General features: G+C 59.9%; 17 protein-coding genes. 9 read left to right on the plus strand and 8 right to left on the minus strand.

All coding sequences use genetic code 11. The features are described from left to right. The first annotated feature begins 15 nt into the window (after positions 1–15). Positions 16–426, plus strand: a complete 411-nt coding sequence (locus tag M0D67_RS00975; RefSeq protein ID WP_168435882.1) for a biopolymer transporter ExbD — start codon at positions 16–18, stop codon at positions 424–426. Between the two features lie 18 nt (positions 427–444). Then, complete coding sequence (locus M0D67_RS00980; protein ID WP_266236886.1) at positions 445–1161, plus strand: hypothetical protein; 717 nt, start codon at positions 445–447, stop codon at positions 1159–1161. A 67-nt stretch (positions 1162–1228) separates the two neighbouring features. Here the strand turns inward: M0D67_RS00980 and M0D67_RS00985 are convergent, their stop codons facing one another. Next, positions 1229–2254, minus strand: a complete 1026-nt coding sequence (locus tag M0D67_RS00985; RefSeq protein ID WP_154567988.1) for a YncE family protein — start codon at positions 2252–2254, stop codon at positions 1229–1231. Positions 2255–2525: 271 nt separating this feature from the next. Between M0D67_RS00985 and M0D67_RS00990 the strand changes: the two genes are divergently transcribed. Together M0D67_RS00990 and M0D67_RS00995 are read left to right on the plus strand one after the other, a co-directional pair. Next, on the plus strand, positions 2526–3590 hold the full coding sequence (locus tag M0D67_RS00990) for a LysR family transcriptional regulator (protein WP_233464932.1): 1065 nt from the start codon (positions 2526–2528) through the stop codon (positions 3588–3590). Between the two features lie 102 nt (positions 3591–3692). Beyond that, positions 3693–4847: a porin gene (locus M0D67_RS00995; protein WP_154562022.1), complete on the plus strand. Its 1155-nt coding sequence runs from the start codon at positions 3693–3695 to the stop codon at positions 4845–4847. Positions 4848–5038: 191 nt separating this feature from the next. Here the strand turns inward: M0D67_RS00995 and M0D67_RS01000 are convergent, their stop codons facing one another. After that, positions 5039–5791, minus strand: coding sequence for a TetR/AcrR family transcriptional regulator (locus M0D67_RS01000; protein WP_154562020.1), 753 nt, complete (start codon positions 5789–5791; stop codon positions 5039–5041). Positions 5792–6022: 231 nt separating this feature from the next. Here M0D67_RS01000 and M0D67_RS01005 point away from each other — a divergent pair, with 231 nt between their 5' ends. The 4 genes from M0D67_RS01005 to M0D67_RS01020 all read left to right on the plus strand — a co-directional run bounded on the left by M0D67_RS01005 (position 6023) and on the right by M0D67_RS01020 (position 10706). Then, positions 6023–6490, plus strand: coding sequence for a hypothetical protein (locus M0D67_RS01005; RefSeq protein WP_233468778.1), 468 nt, complete (start codon positions 6023–6025; stop codon positions 6488–6490). A 114-nt stretch (positions 6491–6604) separates the two neighbouring features. Continuing rightward, positions 6605–8182, plus strand: a complete 1578-nt coding sequence (locus tag M0D67_RS01010) for an MFS transporter (protein WP_171926017.1) — start codon at positions 6605–6607, stop codon at positions 8180–8182. A 158-nt stretch (positions 8183–8340) separates the two neighbouring features. Continuing rightward, positions 8341–9675, plus strand: a complete 1335-nt coding sequence (locus tag M0D67_RS01015) for an MFS transporter (protein WP_154562016.1) — start codon at positions 8341–8343, stop codon at positions 9673–9675. Positions 9676–9713: 38 nt separating this feature from the next. Beyond that, positions 9714–10706 carry a LysR substrate-binding domain-containing protein gene (locus M0D67_RS01020; protein ID WP_154562014.1) on the plus strand — a complete coding sequence of 331 codons (993 nt, stop codon included), beginning with the start codon at positions 9714–9716 and terminating at the stop codon, positions 10704–10706. A 26-nt stretch (positions 10707–10732) separates the two neighbouring features. On the opposite strand, the gene M0D67_RS01025 is transcribed toward M0D67_RS01020, so the two are convergent. After that, entirely contained in the window at positions 10733–11536 is an 804-nt protein-coding gene (locus M0D67_RS01025; protein WP_154562012.1) for a class II aldolase/adducin family protein, read from the minus strand. A gap of 350 nt (positions 11537–11886) precedes the next feature. On the opposite strand from M0D67_RS01025, the gene M0D67_RS01030 reads away from it, so the two are divergent. Next, a complete protein-coding gene (locus tag M0D67_RS01030; protein WP_154562010.1) occupies positions 11887–12321 on the plus strand; it encodes a helix-turn-helix domain-containing protein in 435 nt (144 codons plus the stop codon). A 108-nt stretch (positions 12322–12429) separates the two neighbouring features. Here M0D67_RS01030 and M0D67_RS01035 read toward each other — a convergent pair whose 3' ends face one another. The 5 genes from M0D67_RS01035 to M0D67_RS01055 all read right to left on the minus strand — a co-directional run bounded on the left by M0D67_RS01035 (position 12430) and on the right by M0D67_RS01055 (position 17917). Then, on the minus strand, positions 12430–12915 hold the full coding sequence (locus M0D67_RS01035; protein ID WP_154562008.1) for a MarR family winged helix-turn-helix transcriptional regulator: 486 nt from the start codon (positions 12913–12915) through the stop codon (positions 12430–12432). 205 nt (positions 12916–13120) lie between these two features. Next, a complete protein-coding gene (locus M0D67_RS01040) occupies positions 13121–14182 on the minus strand; it encodes a serine hydrolase (protein ID WP_154562006.1) in 1062 nt (353 codons plus the stop codon). A gap of 9 nt (positions 14183–14191) precedes the next feature. Beyond that, positions 14192–15343: a M20 aminoacylase family protein gene (locus tag M0D67_RS01045; RefSeq protein ID WP_154562004.1), complete on the minus strand. Its 1152-nt coding sequence runs from the start codon at positions 15341–15343 to the stop codon at positions 14192–14194. 125 nt (positions 15344–15468) lie between these two features. Then, positions 15469–16755 (minus strand): oxalate/formate MFS antiporter, encoded by a 1287-nt coding sequence (oxlT, locus tag M0D67_RS01050; RefSeq protein WP_154562002.1) that lies wholly within the window; start codon positions 16753–16755, stop codon positions 15469–15471. Positions 16756–16903: 148 nt separating this feature from the next. Further along, entirely contained in the window at positions 16904–17917 is a 1014-nt protein-coding gene (locus tag M0D67_RS01055) for an alpha/beta fold hydrolase (protein WP_154562000.1), read from the minus strand. Positions 17918–17968 lie beyond the last annotated feature (51 nt).

Here is a 17968-nt window from a genome sequence, read left to right on the forward strand (position 1 = left end):
ATACCGGAGAACACCGTGAGAAACCATCGGGCTCACTACTTTGGCAATGACGAAAAACCGCGGATCGAGATCATTCCGATGATCGACATCATGATGTTCCTGCTGGTCTTCTTCATGCTGGTCATGCTCAAGATGATCCAGGGCACTGGCCTCAAACTGGAATTGCCGCAATCGTCCACGGCTGCGCGGCTCGACACGGTCGCCGTGACCGTGGGCGTGGAAAAGGACGGAGAATTGCACCTCGACCGTAATGACATCTCTGCGCCGCAACTGACAGCACGCCTCAAGGACATGGAGGCCACGAAGCAGGTCAATGTCACGATCGCAGGGGACAAGGGGGTCGAATATGAAACGATCATCAAAACCATGGATCTGGTGCGCTCTGCGGGGATCAGTTCAGTCGCGCTCGCGACCGATGTGGACTAGCCTCCGGAGTCAATCAGAATGAACATGAGTATCCCCGGAAAACCCCGTGGCGCGCTGTGGCCGACCGAGACGTCACGGCCACGAGCCCGCAACGCAATGTCGATCGCGATCGTCGCTGCACTTGCGATCGAAGGCGCGCTAGTAGCGGCCGTGATGTCGATGCGGGTGCCGACGCCTACGCCAGCACCCGCGACGCCCGTTATGCAAATGCGGTTCGTAAAAGCCGTTACACCGCCTCCGCCCCCCCCGCCGCCGCCAGTCATCAAGAAGATCGTGAGGCAGCAATCGGAGGCGCCGGCGCCCAGACCCATTGCACGACCGGCCGCGCCAGCACAACGGCACGTTGCTTCGCCAACCGTCGCACCGGTCGCGGTCGCAACGCAGGACGCGCCCTCCAATACGCAGGCTGCGCCAAGCATGCCCGGCCCCACAGCCGCGGCGTCCGGCAACACGACGGCGGCTCCCGCGGAGCCGGCCGACATTGCAATCGTTTGCCCCGTAGAGGCCAAGCCGGAGATGCCGCCGCGGGCGCTCGCTGAGGGAATTGTCGGCGCAGTAACGGCGCGCGCCACGATCAAAGGCGGCAAGGTCGTCCGTGTCGACATCGTCAAGTCGACGCCCCCGGGGGTTTTTGACGCGTCGGTACGGCGCGCGATGACTCAGTACCAATGCAAGGTCGACGGCGACGATCAGGTTGTCGTCGAACAGTCCTTTGATTTCACCCAGACAGACTAGAAAATCGCGTCCTGCGCCTGGAACATGAACTTCGACGGCGACACTAACGTGGTCGAAGTCGCCCGTGTCAGCGGACGCTGAGCACCTGGAGTCCGGCCTCCGATGCCTGGGGGCCCTTCGTGTGGACGACGTACAACCTCTGTAGCGACGGAATATAGATCGAGGTCTTGCCACCGAGAGTGTCGATATGCTGCTCAATGGCGTAATGGTTCGAATCGACCTGTTTAACGACATCGAGGCCGCCGGCGCCAGTCACGTAGAGGCGATGATGCAGCGCGTCGAACGTCATGTCATCCGAAATGTCTACGATATCGAGAGACTGTATGACCGAGCCGTTACTCGCGTCCATGACGAACAGCTTGCCGGGGTTACGTGACCCGATGAACAGGCGCCTCGTTTTCGGATCGAATGCCATGGCCGAATTGAGGCTTGGACCGGGAACATGCCAGATACTCGCCAACTTGCGGGTATTCAGATCGATAACGCCGATTTCGTTTTTTTCGCGCATGTTCACGAACAGGCGGTGGGTGGAACGGTCGATGACCATCGCCTTCAGTTGTCCCGCAGGAACATCGATTCTCCCGACGACGGAATCGTGGGCAAGCGAAATCAAGCTGATGTAGGCGTTGCCCTTATGCGATTGCACACCTCCGTTGCCGACGTAGAAAATGCCGCCCGGTCGATCCGCGATGCCGGAATCCGGCTGCGGCTCGAGCGGAACGACTTTCTTGACCTTGAAGGTTTTCGTGTCGACAACCTTGACGTTCGCATCGCCCGCATCCGCTATAAGCAGTTCCTTACCGTCGTTCGCCAATACTATCTTGTGCGGAGCCCTCGCGACCGTCTTTACACTTGCAAGGTGCTGGCCGTCCGGCAATCCGAAAACCTCGATGGACCCATACTTCTCAGCTGACACGTACAGACGGGAATGAGCCAGATCGACTGCAAAGTGGTCGAAGTCGCCGCCGGTGACGTCTGGTAGCGGCGTGGTCGAGAGAACCGCCAGGGGGCTGGCCGACGGTCTTGCTGCAAAGGATATCGACGCAAAGCTGAGGCATGCAAGGGCAAGTAGACGGGCGGTGATCGGCATCATTTTTGTCGGGTAGGTAGGGAGCGGAATTCAAAATGACACGCTACCGCATAGATCCCAACCACACGATAACGAATGGATTACCAACTTGAAATATTGGTCCGCCTTTTGTTCCTTAGCTAAGTCTTAACCAGGAAAATGACAATCCTGTAATCTGCAGGACGGCTTTGGGTAACGAAGTGGCCGTTATGCTGAGAACTAACCTCCCGCGATTAGGCGCGCGCGTACCCACGCGATTCCAGCCTCGCGAGGAGTTCGACGTCTAGCAGATGGAGTGCCCACCCATGGTTTCTCGCCCACTCACACCGCCGTATTGCGTCCGAAGCTTGTCATCCGGCATGCGCCAGGGAACACGATGAACCAGTTGGCGTCGATACGCATCTTCGCCAAAGTCGCGGAGTACCTGAATTTCGCCGAAGCCGCCAAGCAATTGGGTATTTCCAATTCGGTTGTCACGCGCAGTGTCGCGACGCTCGAGGAACACTTAGGCGTTCGGCTAGTCAACCGGACTACGCGGCGCGTATCGTTGACGGTGACAGGCCAACTGTATTGGGAGCGCTGCATCGAGTTACTCAGGCAGCTCGATGACATGGACGAATGTATTGCCTCCGCGGTGGAACAGCCGACCGGTTCGCTGCGGATCGCGGCGTCGTCGCTGTACGCGACTACGGATCTACCGGACGTGCTTGCCGCTTACCGTGCCCAGGAACCCCGCATGAGTTTCGACCTGACAGTGTTCGACAATATGAGCGACGTCGCGGCCAGCGAGTTCGATGTCTGCTTCAGTGCGGAGCGTCACCTGCGTGATTCGTCGCTGGTGTGCCGACCGCTCGCGCAAACACGCGACGTGATTGTTGCAAGCCCAGACTATCTGGCGCGTCGCCCGGCGCCAAGTACGCCGGGTGAACTGGCCTCGCACGACGTGCTCGTCGCGTCGGATGCGCCGAGCCGCTACTGGGAGTTTCGCGACGCCCACGGCACACAACGCGTCGTCGTGCGGCCGATCCTGAACATACAAAGTCCTCAGGTCGTCAAGCGTGCGGTGCAGGCGGGACTCGGAATCGCGCGCTTATCACGTTCGTTCGTGCAGAACGAACTGGCCAACGGCAGCTTGCGTGCGTTGCTCGGCGACGTGACGCTATGCGGCGACGAACGCACTGTGTGGCTGCTGTATTTCGGGCAGCCGCACATGGCGGTTGCCTTGCGCAGTTTCGTCGATTTCGTCGTGGAGCGCTATCGTCTGAAACCGCTCGAAAGCAAGGCCCGAAGCGACGTACGCGTGGGCCCCGCACAACACCAATCGAGCAATACTGAATTGCTGTGGGGCGAGATTTTGTAGGTCCTAAAGTGCGAACACCTGACGTCGGCTGCACCTGGACGCCGCGCGAAAAGCGCGGGCGATGCACCGGCGCGGCGTTCTTACCCACAAGGATCCGCATTGATGAAAAAACTCCTGATTGCCGCGGTTGCCAATACCGCGCTCGGCTGTACGTTTGCCCCTATCAGCGCGATGGCGCAAAGCAGCGTGACGCTTTACGGTCTGATCGACGAGGGCCTGAATTACACCAACAATACCGGCGGCCATTCGAACATACAGATGGAAAGCGGTTTTGCGCAAGGCAGCCGCTGGGGCCTGAAGGGCTCGGAGGATCTGGGCGGTGGAAACAAGGCTATCTTCCAGTTGGAAAACGGATTCGACGTCAACTCAGGCAAGCTCGGGCAGGGCGGCCGGATGTTCGGGCGTCAGGCCTACGTCGGCCTGAGCTCGGCGCAATTCGGCACGCTGACGATGGGCCGGCAATATGACTCCGTCGTCGACTTCCTCGCGCCGCTGACGGCAAACGGCAACTGGGCGGGCTATCTGATGTCGCATCCGTACGATAACGACAACACCGACAACTCCTTCCGTTTGAACAACAGCGTGAAGTACACGAGCAATACGTACGGCGGCTTTACGTTCGGCGGTCTGTACGGCTTCAGCAACCAGGCAGGTGGCTTCGCGAACAATCGGTCTTACAGCCTCGGCGCGCAGTACGTGGGCAGCAATGTGACGGTGGCCGCGGCTTATATGCAGATCAACAATCCGGGCGGCACGACAGGCGGTTCGCTCGCAACCGACGACACCGACTTTTTTGCGGGCCGTCAACAAGTCTGGGGCGCGGGCATTAACTACACGATCGGACCGACGATGCTCGGCTTCGTGTATAGCCATACGAGCCTGAACGACGCGACCGGCTCGGTCTACGTCGGCAACTTCGCGAACACCGCAAGCAGCCTGAAATTCGACAACTTCGAACTCAACGCCAAGTATCAATTGACGAAGGCCGCGTATGTCGGCGCGATGTACAACTACACGATTGCCCATTTCAACAGCAATGCAGGCAATTCAAAGCCGAAATACCAGCAGTTCGGCTTGATGGCGGACTACAACCTGTCAGTGCGCACCGACGTCTATGTGCAGGGCTTGTACCAGCACGCATCGGGTGGCGGCACGGTGTCGGCCCCGTTGAATACCGCGTTTATAACGGGCGCGGATGCACCGTCGTCGAGCGCGAATCAGGTCCTCGCGCGCGTCGGTATCCGGCACGCGTTCTAAGCGCTTGCGCTTTGCGGTCATCGGGCAGTGTTGGCCCGATGACCTTGCGCCACGCATTGCTTCGCTGGATCAGTTCGACGCCGATTCTGCTCTGCACGGCCGAAATGGGCCGCCTGATCGCTACCGCCGGTTCGGTCGCCATAAGATTGGCGCGACGCAAGTTCGACCAAGGTGAAAAGCGGGTCGATCGCCTACTTCCGCGTGATGTGCCCATCGCCTGGCGAGGCCGCCAGCGCGTCAGGCTCAGGAGCCAGCGCCGGAAGCAGCGCTGGCGCACTCGTGAGGAAGGCGCGCACGTGCATCGCAATCACCGCGTCGCTGGGCGTGGTGTTGTCGTTCGAATAAATACGGCGGCGAATCGCAAGGTGGGATACCGCGCCGTGCAGCAACCAACCCACCTCGGTCAGATGAGCCGGATCGGCCGGTACGCCGCGTCCCAATTCGTGCGCCGTCTCAGTGACAATGATCTCAAGCGCATGCGTCACGACGGCATTCGTGTACGTCGGCGCCATTTGCAGATCTTCAAGCGAAGAGTACAGGAACAGGCGAAGCCACTGCCGCGTCAGCAGGGTGTCATAGTACTCGCGATAAAAAGTATTGAGCCTGCTTTCAAGGGGCACACTGCGGTCTTTCAGTTGCACAAACCACATCGCCTTGAAGGTTCCCACAATTTCGCGCTTATAAACTTCGTCGATCAACGCGGCCTTGCTAGGGAAAAGGCTATACAGCAAACGTTGCGACACGCCACAAGCCTCTGCAATCGCGCGAGTCTGCGCGGTCAAGCCGTGCTCGGCGAAATATTCGGCGGCCTTCTCCAGCACGCGCGCCTGACGCTCGGCGCGTGGCAGACGCTGCGGTGCTTTCTTCATCGGCCGCTTGATCGGCGCGCGACCCGCTACGGTCTTGCTGCCCGGCTCTGCAACATCCCTGGGTTTGGCCTTCATAACGCTCCCGTGTCCATCGTTTTTAAAAATAAGTCTTCACATGACGACTTATGGTTTGGTAGAGTATATCGTCCGGGTACGCGGAAAAGTCTCGCCAGCCACCCGGACGCAGCCATTCATTATCTCAGGCTGCCGCGAAGCGAGCCCCAACTTTGATTGCCACCGACCGCAAACGGCTCAATCTGAAGCGTTTGAGGGCCTGTCGCACAGACCGGATTCCGTTTTCCGCCCATGTCTTTGTCAAGCCGCCAGCCGGTCATCATCGCGCTGATCGTCGCCAGTGCCTATTTCATGGAGAATCTGGATGCGACGGTGATCGCAACTACCGCGCTGATCTGCGGCTTTGTCGCTGCAGTCCTGGCCATACGGCATTTCGGACGCGCCGAACATCCCCTGATCGATCTTTCGCCCTGGCGAATTCCGACGTTCCGCGTGACCCTCGACGGCGGTTCGTTATATGTCGTATCGGTTAGCGTCTCACCCTTCCTGTTACCACTGCTGTTCCAGTTGGGCTTCGGGTTGAATGCATTCGCTGCGGGTTTGCTGGTGCTCGCGTACGCGGCCGGCAATCTGGGCATGAAGACCGTCACCACGCCAATAGTGTCTGCGCTGGTGCTGTTCTCGGTCCTCTACTTTATCGGCATAGAACCGGATGCAGGTCGGGAGGTGAGCGGCCATACGCGGACCGCACCGCGATAGCGCGGAATTAAACCGGGTGAATCCGCATGTCCTGATGGGCATAACCGTGGAAGTTGAACAGAGAGATCGTCCGTGCAGGAAAAAAGCGTTACCCCGTCCGCCTCGGTTAGTGTTATGCCAGTAGCTGACGTAGCAGTCCCCCGTAGCGCCTCGCAACAGATGCTGATCCTCGTGGGCATTTGCATCGCCGTGCTCGTGCTGCCGCTGAATTTCGGCGGTGCGGCCGTGTCCGCGCCGGCCATCGGCACCGCCTTGGGAGGCAGCCCAGTGGCGATCAACTGGATTCTCAACGCCTTCATGCTGAGCTTCGGCAGCAGTCTGATGGCCTCTGGAGCGCTTGCCGATCTGTTCGGACGAAAGCGTGTATTCGCCATAGGCGTGGTGCTCTTCGCGTTGACATCACTTGGGATCGCCGCGGCGCCGACTCTGTTGTGGGTCGATTTTCAGCGCGCGCTACAGGGCATTGCCGCCGCGTTGGTCCTGGCCGGCGCGTCGGCAGCGCTCGCACAGGAGTTCGACGGACATGGGCGCGCCCGCGCGTTCAGCATGCTCGGCACCACCTTCGGCATCGGCTTGGCGCTTGGCCCACTACTCGCCGGGTTTCTCACGGAGACGTTCAGTTGGCGTTCGTTCTTCCTCGCGGATGCCGCAATCGGCTTGACCGGATTTGCACTCGGCGTTCCGAAGCTAAGAGAATCGTACGACCCCAATGCCACGGGTCTCGATTGGCCTGGCGCCGCCAGCTTCACCGCCGCGCTGACACTCTTCACATTCGGGCTGTTGCAAGGGCCGGAAAGCGGCTGGAGCAGCCCTCTTATCATTGGACTGTTCTCAGGCGCCGTGGCGATGTTCATCGCGTTCGTCTGGATCGAAAAGCGTGCTTCCCGGCCAATGCTCGACCTGTCGCTGTTTCGCTATCCGCGCTTCGTAGGTGTGCAGGCGCTCCCGCTAGCGACGGCATTTTGTTACGTTACGCTGCTTCTAGTCTTGCCCACGCGATTTATCGGCATTGAAGGACATTCTGCGATCGACGCCGGCTTGATGATGCTTTCGCTATCGGCGCCGATGCTCTTTGTGCCTATCACGGCTGCATTTCTCACGCGATGGATGTCGGCCGGTGTCATTTCAGCGGCCGGCCTCGTCATAGCGGCGGTCGGTATGCTTTGGTTCGGTGGCATCGCGCCTGACGCGCCATCCGGTGCCCTGACGCTTCCGCTGTTCATCATCGGAGTCGGCGCCGGCCTGCCGTGGGGTCTGATGGATGGCTTGTCAGTCAGCGTCGTTCCAAAGGAACGCGCGGGCATGGCAACCGGCATCTTCAGCACGACGCGTGTCGCGGGAGAGGGCATGACGCTCGCAATCGCCGGTGCGATATTGGCGGTCCTCACACGTCTAAGGCTATCCGATGCACTCGCAGCGTTCCCGCCCGTTTCGCGCGATGCCGCCGCGCAAGCCGCCCAGCGCGTGGCAACCGGCGATCTGCCCCATGCCGTCGCTCTTCTGCCCGCGCTGGGGCAGCCCATTCTCGCGCAGGCATACGATGGCGCGTTCCGCATCCTGCTCCACATTCTCGTTGCAATCACACTGGCCTCCGCGCTCGTCGTGCTGGGATTTCTCGGCCGCACGCCAGCCACTGCCAGCCCGACCGATACCGGCCGCACGCTTTTGGGCGGCGAAGGGGCGGTTGACTGAGAACACGTCCGGAGCGAATGGGTGATCTGTCATGCGCCCGCCTCGATCTGTGACGTTTCCTCACAAAGTCAATATTTTTCGTGCATTGTCGTACCTTCGGTCAGGGCGCCTAATCATCCTCGATGAGCATTCCGTAACGCGTAAATCTGGAGGAAGCCATGGATCTCGGGCCGCGCACACCTGCGATTTCCGATCGGTTGATGAAACGGATCGCCTGGCGGCTCGCGCCGCTGATGATTGTGATGTACATCGCGAACCAGCTTGACCGCGCGAACATTGGCTATGCGGCGCTGACCATGAACGCCGAACTCCACATGACGACGGCGCAGTTCGGTTTCGCCGCAAGCCTGTTTTTTCTCGGCTATATTCTGTTCGAAGTGCCGAGCAATCTGTGCATGCATCGGTTTGGCGCGCGGCTGTGGATGACGCGCATTCTGCTGAGTTGGGGTCTGCTCTCCTCGCTGACGAGCTTCGTCCCCGACTCCCGCTGGCTCTATATCGCCCGCTTCTTTCTTGGCGCGTTCGAAGCCGGGCTGTTTCCGGGCATGGTGTATTACCTCACACTGTGGATGCCGGCGCGCAATCGCGTATGGATGATGTCTCTGTTCGTGACGGCAATCCCGCTGACCGGCGTGCTCGGGGCACCGGTGTCCACCTGGCTGATGACGCATGCGAACGTGTTCGGCATCACCGGCTGGCGCGCAATGATTCTGCTGGAGGGGGTCCCCGCTATCATCCTGGCCGGGATTGCCTATTTCTGGCTGACGGACGACCCGTCCCGCTCCCGCTGGCTTTCCGCTGCGGAAAAGAGTGAAATCGCTGCGGCGCTGGCTGCCGAACGGGCCCAGGCGGTGGCCGCCACCTCGCCGTCCAGCGCCTGGAAGGCGCTCGGAAATCCGAAAGTCTGGGCGCTCGGTGTCGTCTACTTCGGCACCAACGCCGGCATCATCGGCTTGCTCTATTTCCTGCCGCAAGTCATCAAAACGTTTGAAAGCACTTTTGGGGTGAAGTACAGCCTCATGGATATCGGGCTGATCACGGCGATTCCATTCGGCGTTGCCGTTGTCGCGACGCTGATCTGGGGCCGTGTGGTTAGCCGCCACCAAGTCGGTGCCCGGCATGTGGCAGGCCCCCTGCTGGTGTGCGCGGCCGCGCTCTCGGTGGCCCTGCTGCTGAAGTCTCCCTACCAGTCGATCATCGCCCTATCGATCGGCTCCGCGGCCTGCTTCTGCAGCATCACGACCTTCTGGCAGTTGCCTAGCCGCATCCTCACCGATCGCGCCGCAGCGGCCGGCATCGCGCTGATCACGAGCATCGGGGTATCGTCAGGATTCTTGCTGCCCTATTTTATCGGTTGGGTGAAGGATACGACCGGCACGTTTGTTCTCGCATTTGTCGGCATTGCCGCGACGATGGTGCTCGCCTCGATCACGGTCACGCTGCTCGAAACCCGCTGGCGAAAAATTGGCCAGCCACAGCTTGCCAGTGAATAAGCGTGGCCAGCGCCTCGCCGTGCCAAGGACTATTATCGATGAATCCATTGCCCATTTCTTTTCGCCAGCAAGGATTCTCGATGCGCCGCGGTGTCCCTAGTCTCAGTGCGCTGCAAGCTTTTGAAGCCGCCGCGCGACATGAAAGTTTTTCGAAAGCTGCGGTCGAGCTATCGCAAACGCATGGTGCTGTCTGCAAAAAGGTCAACGAGCTCGAGGCTCATCTGGGCATCCCCCTGTTCGAGCGGGTACGCCAGCGCCTGGTATTGTCCGCGGCGGGCGCAGAGTACGCGCGGCGAATTCGCGTCCATCTCGACCAGATTCGCCGCGATACGCTCGAGCTGATGCGCCAGCAAAGCGAAGTGAAGATCCAGTTGGCCGTCGGCGTGACGTTCGCGTCTCAATGGCTGATTCCGCGTCTGCATGACTTCTACGAGTTCAACCCGGACCTGCAACTTCACATCATGGGACGCGATCAGCCGACGTTCTTCGACAATTCAAGCTTCGATGCCGCGATCTATTTCGGACAGAGCCTCTGGCCCGCGATGCCAGGACAGCCGCTCGTGAGCGACGACAGGATTCTGGCTGTCTGTGCGCCCGGGTTGATCGGCGGGCGCGAAAGCTTGAGTAGCGAAAGGATCAGCGCGCTGCCTTGGATTCACACCCGCGATCTCCCGCGCGCGTGGCTTGCATGGTCCGAAAGCGCGTCCACGCAGGTCACCGAACATAGTGCGGCGAACCAGCACTACGACATGTTCATCATGGCAATCAACGCCGCGATTTCCGGACTGGGCGTGGCCTTGCTTCCGCGTATCCTGATTGAACGGGAGTTGCGCAGCGGTGCACTCGTCCAGGTGCATCCTCATTCGATCCCGAATCCGGAGACTGTCTACTACTCGTTTCCCGAGCAGAAACGTGACTGGGAGCCGCTTAAACGCTTCGATCAATGGCTATGCGCGGCCGTGCGCGACTATCGTGAAGGCTGCCAACGCGACCGCACGGCAGCCTTCGAAGCAACGCTTGCGCCAAACTGAGGACGTCCAAACGAGGACGTCCGTGTTCACGCGAGTTCACGCAGATCAGGGCTGTCGCGCAGGAGTTGCTGGTAGAGCCCCTGGAAGTTGAGCCATGCGACGTAGTCGGACCCGAGTTGCGCGCGCGTTGCCCGCGCGTCCTCGTCCGATAACGGCTCAATGGGACCTGCCGCCTCGGCCAGCAACTGCACCTGACAGCAACGTTCCATTGCGATGAAGCGGTACGCCGCGGCGTCGACCGATGAACCGACGGTCAGCAGGCCATGATTGAGCAGAACGGCGGCGCGCTTTGTGCCCATCGTCTCCGCGATTCGGCGCCCCTCTTCGGTGGCGAGTACGACTACGTCGCCGCGAAAAAGCACGTGATCGTCATAGAAGAGACAGGCTTCCTGATTGAGCGGAGCAAGGAGCCGTGCGCGCGCTGAAAATGCCCGGCCGGAAGGCGTATGTGTATGGGCTGCTGCAACGACATCGGGATTCGCGCCGTGGATACCGCAGTGAATCGCCGCAGCAGCGGCGTTGACGGGTCCGGTACCATGATAAACGTTGGCCTCCTCGTCGATGCAAACGAGATCGTCGGGATGGATTGACGAAAAATGCTGCGCGTACGGGTTGACCCAAAACCGGTCGTGAAACTCCGGGTCGCGGACCGTGATATGCCCGGCTATGCCTTCGGCCAGCCCGAATCGCGCAAAGATGCGAAATGCCGCTGCGAGTTTGAGCTTGCGATGTTGCCGTTCATCGTCGAAGCTGGCGAATACCGGCGGCTCCGGCAAGCGTCCGCCGATTGGTTTCGGAATCTGCAACTCGCGGACTTCCGCATGGCCCATGACATACTCCTTCGTGCTGGTCGGAGTCTTAATTTTCGTCTGCACAGAGGAGACAGTCCATCGACGATTTGTCACAAGATCGCTTCTTGCGCTCACAACGCGCGGCCAGGTAATTCGACCGTGGTATCCAGATACGCAAGGACGCGTCCGAAGCCGAAGCTTGAAACAGGCGTACGTAAAAATTCAATCGCAAGTGATTCGATAGTCATGCGATACTCGTTATTTGAAAGACCGCACCCGTGTCGGATGCTGTCCAATTAACTGAGGCATGCTGATTAACAAGGCAGGCCAACGATCATGTCAGCCACATCAGGCAACCACAAAATACCTCGCGGCCCCATACTTTCCCCATGGAAACAAATTGCGACGATGCGCTTTGCGCCGACGACAACGCGCAAAAGAAAACCGATGATCTTGCGCGCGACATCATTGAGCAGATCGCCGATAAGTGGACGATCCTGGTGATCGATGCACTTGGGACTGACGGCGAGATGCGTTTTTCGCGCCTACGCGAACACATCGGTGGCGTCAGTCAGAAGATGCTCACGAAGACGTTGCGCCAACTTGAGCGCGACGGCCTGGTTTCACGCCACGTGCATCCGGTGATACCGCCGCGCGTCGACTATCGGCTGACGCCGCTCGGAAGCAGCCTTCTGGACAAAATCTGCGGCATTTGGGATTGGGCCGAAAGTCACATGATCGAAATGGAAGCGGCGCGGCTGCAGTTCGATCGCGGAGAAAAGCTGGCCCCCACCTCGCGGTCACCCGACGGTGTGACGCTTTAGCCGGCAAGGTTGAGATCATGGCCGAGATCGCCGCGGCGTCGGAAGAGCAGAGCATCGGCATCGAACCGAACGACTGCAGCCTCGTGCGCAACATATGACAACAATGATTCAGGCGGTGCGCTTGCGTCGTGCCGGCGGGAGCGTCCATTCACCGCCCTCCTCAACGTGTTCCGTCAGCTTGTCGACGCAGTGAAAAAGCACTCGCTTTTCCTCCGCCGACAGAACGGACATGAGCTGCTCGTCGAAGATCTTGCCGATCCGATCGCACTTGCGGACAATTGTCTTGCCCTTCCTGGTCAAGTGCAGGTTGATGACACGTGCGTCCGTCGTGCCGGTAGAGCGCGTCAGCAAGCCGCGATTGGCTAGCGTGGTGACCAGCTTTGAAACCAGCGTCTTTTCAAGGTATGTCAGCTCGATCAGCGGACCGAGGGAGATACCCGGCTGCATATCGACGAAACGCAGCACGCGCAGGTCGCGCAGGGTGACATCGCATTCGGCTTCGTAGAGGCCAGACGCCACGCCCTTGGCCAACTCGCTTAGTACGTCGAGGCGGAAATTCAAATGCTCCAATCTTGGATACGGCGCCTTCGACATGTTGTTCTCCCATTCACGTACTCTGATTCAGTTGCACACTACAACATTTAAATTTTACGCGTTCCTTGCACGAAACATACCATCGTATAGTAACTCCCCGTACGTGCAGCCAAGCCGGGCGCTTGCCACACGGCACGAGCATGCCGCAATGCGCGCAACGCGGCAAGCGCGCACGATGACTGTGCAGCGAGCGGATCAATGCTGATTAGCCCGTCGCGCCTTCGTCAATCGCCTTGAGCACCAAACCGAAAAATTCGTCGGCATGCGCCGGGTTGAGCCAGCGCACCACCACCGCAAGTTCGCGTTCCGGTTCGATCCAGGTGAACGAACCGCCCGCACCGATTGCGAAATAGCTGGAGGCCGGTACGCTCGGAAAGACACTGCGCTCGTGGTTGAGCCAGACCAGGTAGCCATAGAACGGTGCGATCGCACACGGTGTCAGCATGCGCTCCAGCCACTCGCTGGAGACGATCCGCTCACCGTTGACGCTGCCCTGACCCAGGAAAAATTGGGCCACCTTGATCTGGTCCTGGGCGCTGATCGACAGGCCGCCACCCCAATGCGTGCCGCCCGGAACCGACTGCACGCGCTGCCCGCCCACCTCCACCCAGGCATTGTCGTAGCCGACCCATTGCCAGTTCCCGCTCGCGCCGAGTGGCCGCATGATCGCTTCGCGAAACACCTCTGGCAACGGGCGGCGGAACAGGTGCAGCAGCGCCAGCGAAAACTGGTTAATGCGCACGTCGTTGTATTCCCAGTAGGTGCCAGGAGCCCGTAACGGCCGTCGATCTCCCTTCTTGCCGTCGGGCTCCTTCCCGAATTTCACGTATCGGTAGTGGTCGGCCTCGTCGGGTAAGCCGAAACACACACCTTGCCATTCGCTCGTCTGCTGCAGCAGATGCGCCCAGGTCACGCTCGCGTTGTGCTCGCCGTCAAAGCCGATACCAGGCACGCGCACGTGCACCGGCTCATCGACATTGGGCATCAAGCCGCGATCGTGCGCAACGCCGGCGAGCAGTGCGAGATAGGTCTTGGCGATGCTAAAGGTCAGGTCGGCACGATCAGATTCGCCCCAAGAAGTGAGCGGCCGGCCGGCCCGCGTGATGACGCCGGACACGGGGCCACGCCCATGCACCGGTCCGAGCAGCCGGTTCCAGGGTGGCGGGTCGTCCGGATGTACGCCCCATACGCCATCGACCTCGCGGTCCCAAGGCGTTTCATGATCGATCGCGAATTGCACAGCATGCTGGAGATTGGCAGGTTGCATGAGGGTCCTTTACCGGGCGCAAAACAGCTTGACGAGGTTCACCCAATAACTCGCACCGATCGCAAGCGCGGCATCGTTGAAATCGTAGTGCGGATTGTGGAGCGGTGCTGCCGGCGTCGCCTCATCAACGCCCATCCAGATGTACGCGCCGGGCTTTGCGTGCAGCATGAACGCAAAATCTTCCGAGGCCATCGAAGGCACACAACCTCGCCGCACGCCGGAAGCGCCGACGGTCGCTTCGGCAGCCGCAGCTGCAAGATCGGCTTGAGCGGCAGTGTTGATGGTGGCCGGATACGCGTAGCGATAGTCAAGCGTCGCGTTTGCGCCCAGGGCGCGCGCAATACCCGTGGAGACTTCGCCGATCGACGAGCGGATTCGTTCCTGAACGTCGCTCGAAAAACAGCGCACAGTGCCGCGAATGACCGCACGGTCAGGTAGTACGTTCCACGCCTCGCCACCGTGAATTTGCGTGACGCTAACGACGCCTGACTCCTTCGGGGAAATTCGTCGGCTTATGATCGTCTGCAATGCGGTGACGATCTGGCTAGCGCACACCAGCACGTCGCTCCCCTCCTCCGGCATCGCTGCATGTGAACCCTTGCCGTCGACAACAATTTCGAACGTATCGAACGATGCCATCATCGGACCGTCGTTGATCGCAAAATGTCCGCGTGGGATGCCCGGCCAGTTGTGCAAACCAAACACGGCGTCGCACGCAAAGCGCTCGAAGAGTCCCTCTTCGACCATCATCCTGCCACCGCCCGCCGGACCTTCTTCTGCCGGCTGAAAAATCACATGTACCGTGCCGCGCCAACTGGGGTCGCGGCTCAACGCGACAGCGGCGCCGAGCAGCATTGCAGTGTGGCCGTCATGACCACACGCATGCATCTTGCCTTCATGTTGCGACCGATGCGCGAAGCGATTGGCTTCAGCGATCGGCAGCGCGTCCATGTCGGCACGCAAGCCGATGGCGGGTCCCGCGCTTCGGTTCATGGTGCCCACCACACCGGTTCGTCCGATGCCGCCATGTACCTCGAAGCCATACTGTCGCAATACGCCGGCGACGAGGTCTGCGGTTGCGACCTCCTCGAACGCAGTTTCCGGACAGGCGTGCAGTGCGTGCCGCCACTTCATCATCAGGTCGATCAGGTCGCTATCCATCGGAATTTAATCCCTTTCAGTGAAAAATTGAGGAGACAAGAAAACAGAGAATCGACGAAGCGGTGCAGCATCCGCGCAGATTCGAGTGGGCGAGGTTCCTGGCAAGCTGGCCGTGGCCGATTGCATTACGAGCGCCTGGATGCGCGGGCAAACCACGCGCGGCGCATCGGCTTTAGTGCGGCGATCGCGAGCACAGCGGTACAACTATCCAACGCGATAGCCGTGCCGAACACCGCGTCCCAACCGCCCGTACGCTGGTGGAGTAGCGCGGCCACCGGTCCGCCCAGGATCGAACCGACACCTTGCGCATAAGATAGGCACGCGTAGTTGACGATCGCATGTTTGCTGCCAAAGGTGTCCGTGAGCGTCGAAGGGAAAAGCGAAAAAATCTCGCCCCAGCCGAGAAAGACGACGCCCGACAGCAGCACGAACAACAATGGGTCGTGCCGCAACGTGAGCCACAAGGTCATCGCTATCGCTTCCATTCCGAATGCGACCAGCATCGTGTGCTCGCGCCCGATCAGATCGGAGACCCATCCGAACATCGGCCGCGTCACGCCGTTCGCTATGCGATCAATCGTCAACGCAAGCGGCAAGGCTGCGAGGCCGAACACGGTGACACCCGCCATGCCGAAATCTCGCGTGAAGACTGCCATTTGCGAAGTCACCATCAGGCCGGAGGTCGCCATCATCGACATCATCACAAACATCAGCCAGAACAACGGCGTGCGCAGCATGTTGCCGGGCCGCGTGTCGGGTACAACGGCGGCGGCTCTCTGCGGCCGCCAGTCCGCCATGTAGCCAGGCGGCGGCAGCCTCATGCCGAGCGCGGCAAGTATGCCGATCACGCCGAGGATCACGCCATAGACGGCCAGCGTATGTTGATAGCCGTACCTGGCGATGCTATGGGTGATCGGAAACGTCGTGAGCATCGCGCCCATGCCGAAGCCCGCCATCACTACGCCTATCGCAAAACCGCGACGGTCTGGGAACCAGCGTGCCATCAGCCCGATCGTGCCGACCACGACAATACCTACGCCGATTCCCCCGAGAACGCCATAGCAGAGGTAAACGGACAGCAGAGACTCCGCGCGGCTCGTCAGTACCCAACTGAGCCCCGTGATCGCGCCACCTGCGGCGAGCAACCAGCGCGGCCCAAAGCGCTCGATCAAATAGCCCTCAAGCGGCGACAGAAACGTCTGGCAGACAATGAGAATGGAGAAGGTGACCTGCAGACCCGGCAGCGACACGCCGAGCTGCGCTGTCAGCGGGCGCGTCAGCAAAGTCCAGATGTATTGGGGATTGGACGCGACCATCGCACATACGAGGCCGCACAATAATTGCCACCAGCGGCTGTGTAGTGAGAGTGCAAGCGGCGCGCGGGTGCGGGCGCCGAAATCCTGGGTGCTCATGCTTCAACTCCGTACGAATAAGTGACACGAAATGACCCAGGCCGCGCGCTTCTATGGAGGCTCGACACCACGCTCCTCGACAACGCGCTCAGTACATCGAAGGGTAAGGAAGAGAGAGACGAGACGCAGCCGCGGCATGTCCAGCACGTTAGTCCTCAAGATGCCGGGTGATCGCAGCGGAAATAAATGCGGCATCGTCCAGATTGGCTGTCGGCAGCCCGGCGCGATGCCCCCATATCGACGAAATAGGAAGGAGCCTGGCGTTTGGCATTTGCTCGACCTCGAGACGGTTGTCTTCCACCTGGAAATACAGGTCGGTTTCGCTTGGCATGATCAACGCCTTCGCCGTAATCGCTTTCAGCGCCGCGTGAAAATCGCCGTTATATTTGGAATTGGCTGCGATGTTTGCGTGTTGCCATGTCCATAGTTGAGCCAACAGGTTGTTGCCGTCGCGCTTCAGGAAATTCTGTTCCCACGACATCACCAGATAATCCTCGAGCGAGGAAAAACCGGCCTGCCGCCACGCCTCGTCACGATAAAACGTCTGCGACATCGCCATGGCGGCGTAATTGCGGCCCATGGCCCGCAGACCGCGTTCGGGACGTTCGACGAACGTTCCGTTTTGAAAACCGGGATCCGTCGTCAGGGTCGCGCGCACACCCTCGATGAATACCTGATTGTGCGGCGAGGTCTTTGCCGCGCCGCAGAGCACGACTAGCCGCCTGACCATCTGCGGATACATCGCTGCCCATTGATACGCCTGCAGCCCGCCCATCGACCACCCGCACGCCAGTTGCAAAACTTCGATGCCGAGTTCTTGCGTCAGGAGTTGGTGTTGAATCGCGACGTTATCGGCGATCGTAAGATTCGGCCAGCGGCTTCCGCTAAAGGGCTCAGTTGCGTTGCTGGGCGAGGACGACAGTCCATTGCCGAACAGATTCGGAATAACAACAAAGTACCTGTCGGTGTCCAGCGCCTTGCCCGGACCGACCATCCACTCGATGTCATAGTGGTGCGCGGAAAACGGCGTCATATACAGAATGACATTCGATTTTTCTGCGTTCAACTTTCCGTAGGTTTGATAGGCGAGCCAGGCATCTCTGAACGTGATACTCGATTGCAACACCACGTTTCCGGCATTAAATACAAAATGGTCTTCCATTGGTAGGTATCCTTATTGAATATAGTCGATAGCATGAGTGCCAGCGGCGCC

It is taken from the genome of Paraburkholderia sp. SECH4, assembly GCF_030511745.1.
Taxonomy (GTDB): Bacteria; Pseudomonadota; Gammaproteobacteria; order Burkholderiales; family Burkholderiaceae; genus Paraburkholderia; species Paraburkholderia madseniana.

Excerpts from the sequence above, each read along its gene's own strand:
- M0D67_RS01010 (WP_171926017.1), top strand. The coding sequence starts at position 6,605 with ATGCCAGTAGCTGACGTAGCAGTCCCCCGTAGCGCCTCGCAACAGATG.
- M0D67_RS01025 (WP_154562012.1), bottom strand. The coding sequence starts at position 11,536 with ATGGGCCATGCGGAAGTCCGCGAGTTGCAGATTCCGAAACCAATCGGC.
- M0D67_RS01030 (WP_154562010.1), top strand. The coding sequence starts at position 11,887 with ATGGAAACAAATTGCGACGATGCGCTTTGCGCCGACGACAACGCGCAA.
- M0D67_RS01015 (WP_154562016.1), top strand. The coding sequence starts at position 8,341 with ATGGATCTCGGGCCGCGCACACCTGCGATTTCCGATCGGTTGATGAAA.
- M0D67_RS01035 (WP_154562008.1), bottom strand. The coding sequence starts at position 12,915 with ATGTCGAAGGCGCCGTATCCAAGATTGGAGCATTTGAATTTCCGCCTC.
- M0D67_RS01000 (WP_154562020.1), bottom strand. The coding sequence starts at position 5,791 with ATGAAGGCCAAACCCAGGGATGTTGCAGAGCCGGGCAGCAAGACCGTA.
- oxlT (WP_154562002.1), bottom strand. The coding sequence starts at position 16,755 with ATGAGCACCCAGGATTTCGGCGCCCGCACCCGCGCGCCGCTTGCACTC.
- M0D67_RS01045 (WP_154562004.1), bottom strand. The coding sequence starts at position 15,343 with ATGGATAGCGACCTGATCGACCTGATGATGAAGTGGCGGCACGCACTG.
- M0D67_RS00985 (WP_154567988.1), bottom strand. The coding sequence starts at position 2,254 with ATGATGCCGATCACCGCCCGTCTACTTGCCCTTGCATGCCTCAGCTTT.
- M0D67_RS01040 (WP_154562006.1), bottom strand. The coding sequence starts at position 14,182 with ATGCAACCTGCCAATCTCCAGCATGCTGTGCAATTCGCGATCGATCAT.
- M0D67_RS00995 (WP_154562022.1), top strand. The coding sequence starts at position 3,693 with ATGAAAAAACTCCTGATTGCCGCGGTTGCCAATACCGCGCTCGGCTGT.
- M0D67_RS01005 (WP_233468778.1), top strand. The coding sequence starts at position 6,023 with ATGTCTTTGTCAAGCCGCCAGCCGGTCATCATCGCGCTGATCGTCGCC.
- M0D67_RS00980 (WP_266236886.1), top strand. The coding sequence starts at position 445 with ATGAACATGAGTATCCCCGGAAAACCCCGTGGCGCGCTGTGGCCGACC.
- M0D67_RS01020 (WP_154562014.1), top strand. The coding sequence starts at position 9,714 with ATGAATCCATTGCCCATTTCTTTTCGCCAGCAAGGATTCTCGATGCGC.
- M0D67_RS01055 (WP_154562000.1), bottom strand. The coding sequence starts at position 17,917 with ATGGAAGACCATTTTGTATTTAATGCCGGAAACGTGGTGTTGCAATCG.